The organism is Negativicutes bacterium (assembly GCA_018052945.1).
In the GTDB taxonomy this organism is placed as follows: domain Bacteria; phylum Bacillota; class Negativicutes; order JAGPMH01; family JAGPMH01; genus JAGPMH01.
The window spans coordinates 1-4,230 of record JAGPMH010000075.1 but is presented as its reverse complement, the minus strand read 5'-3'; the positions used below and the strand labels follow the sequence as shown (position 1 = coordinate 4,230).

The window sequence follows — 4,230 nt, the reverse complement described above, 5'->3', positions numbered from 1 at the left end:
GATATGAATAATATCATTTCTAATGAGGCCGAAGCGACCTTATTAATTGGTGATGATGCGTTATTTTCCTATCATAATCGGCAGGCAGATTTGTTTTATTATGATATTGGAGCAGAGTGGAAAGTCTTGACAGGATTGCCGATGGTCTATGCAGTGTGGGTTGTTAATAATGAAGCTAAGTTGGATAAAGCTGACTTGAAATTTGCACATGATAAAATAGTACAAGGATTTAAGGATGGTTTTAACAATAAAAATTTAGCGATTGAGTCAGTCCTAAATAAAGTTTCTTTTACGTCAGAACAAATAAGTGAGTATTTAAAGGTTTTAAATTGGGACTTTACAGCTAAGCACAAAGAAGCACTGTTAAAATTTTATGAGTTAGCCTATAATAATGGCTTAATAGATAAAATGCCGAAAATAGAGTTTGTGGAGGTTGAGTAGATGTCTATTAGTGCCCAAGAAGCTTTAAATTTATTGAAGCATGAAGATATTTTAGTGCTAGGTAAAATGGCTGATAAAATTAGACAACAAAAACATCCTGATAATGTAGTGTCGTTTGTGGTGGATAGAAATATCAACTATACTAATATTTGTACTAGTGAATGTAAGTTTTGTGCATTTTATCGTAAAGAAGAAAACTCTGATACTTATGTTTTGAGTAATGAAGTAATTATGGAAAAAATCAAAGAAACTATTGAAGCCGGTGGAACACAAATAATGCTTCAAGGTGGGTTAAATCCAAACTTAAGACTAGGTTACTATGTTGATTTATTGAAAATGATAAAAAGTAAGTATAATATTACGATTCACTCCTTTTCACCAGCCGAAATAGTCCATATTGCTAAGCAGGAAAATATGTCGGTTAAGGCAGTGTTACTTTCACTACACGAAGCTGGCTTGGACTCTCTACCGGGTGGTGGTGCGGAAATTTTAGTGGATGAAATTAGATATAAAATAAGTCCGAAAAAAATAACAGCAGATCAGTGGCTTAATGTAATGGAAGAAGCACATAAGATAGGCATGAAAAGTACAGCGACGATGGTTATTGGATTTGGAGAAACCTTAGAACAAAGAATAGAACATATGCAAAAGATTAAAGAATTACAAGAAAAAACCGGTGGTTTTAGGGCTTTTATTACTTGGACTTTTCAACCGGGTAATACTGAGCTTGGTGGTAAGAAGACAAATGCTTGGGAATATTTAAGAACATTGGCTGTTACCAGAATTTATTTAGATAATATTGAACATATTCAAGGATCTTGGGTAACGCAAGGACAAGAAACTGGTCAGATTACTTTAGCCTTCGGGGCCAATGATTTAGGCAGTATTATGTTAGAGGAAAATGTAGTGAGAGCAGCTGGTACGGCATATGAGATGTCTATCAATAAAATGGTTAATCTGATTACAGCAAGTGGTAAAATTCCGGCACAACGTGATACGGAATACAATATAATTAAAAAATTTTAGAGGTGTTAAGATGAACATTCCCAAAGTAGAATATGCTGTTATTGGCGGGTCAGGAACATTATCAAGTGATTTTCCGAGCAAGTCAATGGCTGAAGATATTGAAATTTTAGAAGATAATTTATTTTTTGAAACACCTTATGGTCAAAGCCCGTGGTTTAGATTGTTTAGGGTTGGTGATAAAAAAGTTTTAACCTGCAAAATGCATGGTTGGCGTACCGGTGTAAGTAGAGCCGATGCTTCTCGCCAATTATTTTGGGTCTTCCGTGAAGCTGGTGTAAAACGTATTATTGCCGAGGGTGGTGTTGGTACGGTTAATACTTTGCTTGACACTAGAGACTTTTTAATACCGGATGATTATCTTGATTTATCTCAACGCAAAGACGTTGGGTTAGAGGGTAAATATTTATTAATAATGCGGGATTCGCTCTGTCAAGAGATAAGGGAAAAGCTGATTGAAAACACTAAGGGAAATTATAATGGTAGAATATTTACCAGAGGAATTTATGCTAATACCGAAGGTCGCCATTTTGAAAGTCCGGCCGAAATTGCGATGCTAAAGGGTCATGCCGATATTGTAGGACAAAGTATTTGTCCGGAAGTATACTTAGCACGAGAAATAGGTGCTTGTTATGCCGGTTTATATTTTGTGGTAAATTACGGTGAAGGTTTGGTTAAAAAATGGTCACATCAAGAATTAGAAGATATTTTTTATGATGATGCACCGATGATTGGTAAAATCATTTTAGATACAATTAGACAAATGCCAGCAGAAGGTCATTGTGAATGCAAAGACTTGCGCAAAGAAACTCTGTTAAAAGGTATTTACAACAAATAAAAAAATGTGGTATAGTCGTTTAGATAAGACTGAGGAGGAATTGTTTAGTGGATAATAAAGAAATGATTTTAATTATGGATTTTGGTGGGCAATATAACCAATTAATCGCTAGAAGAGTAAGAGAATGGGGCGTTTATTGTGAAATAGTTCCTTACGATTATAGCATTGAACAAATACAAGCAAAAAAACCAGCTGGAATAATCTTTACTGGTGGACCTAACAGTGTTTATGGTGATGATACACCGAAAGCTGATGCCAAAGTATTTGAATTAAATGTACCAGTACTTGGGATTTGTTATGGTCATCAATTTATGGCACATACATTGGGCGGAAAAGTTGAAAATGCAAAAGTTGGTGAATATGGCAAAACCGGAGTAGTGCTTAATACAACAGTAACGCTGTTTGAAGGCATCGATAGTGATAATGAGTCTTGGATGAGTCATATGGACTATGTATCAGCAGCTCCTGAAGGTTTTAGTGTTATTTCTCGTACTAAAGAATGTCCGGTTGCAGCAATGATGAATGAAGATAGAAAACTATATGGTGTACAATTCCACCCTGAAGTTGAACATACTCCTTTCGGTAAAACTATGTTATATAATTTCTTGTTTAAAATTTGCGATGTAAAAGGTGATTGGAATATGGCATCTTTTGCACAAACTAAAATTCAAGAAATAAAAGATAAAGTTGGCGACAAAAAAGTATTATGTGCGTTATCTGGTGGCGTTGATTCCTCAGTAGCAGCAGTAATGGTACATAAAGCGGTAGGCAAGCAATTAACTTGTGTTTTTGTTGATCATGGCTTATTGCGTAAAGATGAAGGCGATCAAGTTGAAGCTATCTTTAGAGAACAATTTGACATGAACTTAATTCGTGTTAATGCGAAAGATAGGTTCTTAGGTAAATTAGCCGGTGTTTCCGATCCGGAGAGAAAAAGAAAAATTATCGGCGAAGAGTTTATTAGAGTGTTTGAAGAAGAATCTAATAAATTGGGTAAAATTGATTTCTTAGTACAAGGGACAATTTATCCTGATGTTGTAGAAAGTGGTACTAAAACTTCCGCAACAATTAAGAGTCATCATAATGTTGGTGGCTTGCCTGAAGATATGGAATTAGAATTAATTGAACCATTAAGAGAATTGTTTAAAGACGAAGTAAGAGCGGTAGGAACTGAACTTGGAATTCCTCATCACTTAGTATGGCGTCAGCCATTCCCAGGTCCGGGCTTAGCAATTAGAGTTTTAGGTGAAATCACCGAAGAAAAATTAGCGATTACCAGAGAAGCAGATGCAATTTTCCGTGATGAAATTGCTAAAGCAGGCTTAGAAGGTAAGATATGGCAATATTTTGCATGCCTACCTAATATTCGTTCGGTTGGGGTAATGGGTGATGAAAGAACATATTGTCACACTATCGCATTAAGAGCTGTTACAAGCTCTGACGGAATGACTTCCGACTGGGCTCAAATTCCTTACGAAGTATTAGACCGTGTATCACGTCGTATTGTAAACGAAGTAAAAGGCGTAAACCGTATTGTTTACGACATAACATCAAAACCACCATCGACAATCGAGTGGGAATAAGAACACAAAACCCTGTAAGCCTTGTTGATTTAAGGTTTTACAGGGTTGTTTTTATTGGCTCTTTGTCAAATGTTGTGGTCTATACCGGACAGAAATATTTTCTGTCCGGTTTTTCATGCACAAAATCCTATAGAGTCTCGATGTTTTCGTTGGTTTTTACGGTCAGGGTTATTTAATAAAAATATAATTCGCCGTTTGAAATTTACAAAGCTTCTAAAACTGAACCGTATTGCCTTTTGCGGACACCAAGAATGGCTGGTACAATAAAACCAGGGGGTGTCGATAATGAAAGGAAAACGATTTGATTCAGAATTTAAGAAAGATATTGTAAAGCTATATATAAAT

General features: G+C 35.7%; 4 protein-coding genes. All 4 read left to right on the top strand.

What is annotated here, in order from left to right:
* A partial coding sequence (locus tag KBI38_08085; protein MBP8630004.1) for a solute-binding protein occupies positions 1–441 on the top strand: 441 nt, incomplete at its 5' end.
* Positions 442–1,467, top strand: a complete 1,026-nt coding sequence (gene mqnC, locus KBI38_08080) for a dehypoxanthine futalosine cyclase (protein ID MBP8630003.1) — start codon at positions 442–444, stop codon at positions 1,465–1,467.
* Positions 1,468–1,477: 10 nt separating this feature from the next.
* Positions 1,478–2,302, top strand: coding sequence for an MTAP family purine nucleoside phosphorylase (locus KBI38_08075; protein MBP8630002.1), 825 nt, complete (start codon positions 1,478–1,480; stop codon positions 2,300–2,302).
* Between the two features lie 62 nt (positions 2,303–2,364).
* Positions 2,365–3,885, top strand: a complete 1,521-nt coding sequence (guaA, locus tag KBI38_08070; GenBank protein ID MBP8630001.1) for a glutamine-hydrolyzing GMP synthase — start codon at positions 2,365–2,367, stop codon at positions 3,883–3,885.
* Positions 3,886–4,230 lie beyond the last annotated feature (345 nt).

What these genes read in the sequence shown, in the direction of transcription:
- mqnC (MBP8630003.1), top strand. Translation starts at nt 442, where the DNA reads ATGTCTATTAGTGCCCAAGAAGCTTTAAATTTATTGAAGCATGAAGAT.
- KBI38_08075 (MBP8630002.1), top strand. Translation starts at nt 1,478, where the DNA reads ATGAACATTCCCAAAGTAGAATATGCTGTTATTGGCGGGTCAGGAACA.
- guaA (MBP8630001.1), top strand. Translation starts at nt 2,365, where the DNA reads ATGATTTTAATTATGGATTTTGGTGGGCAATATAACCAATTAATCGCT.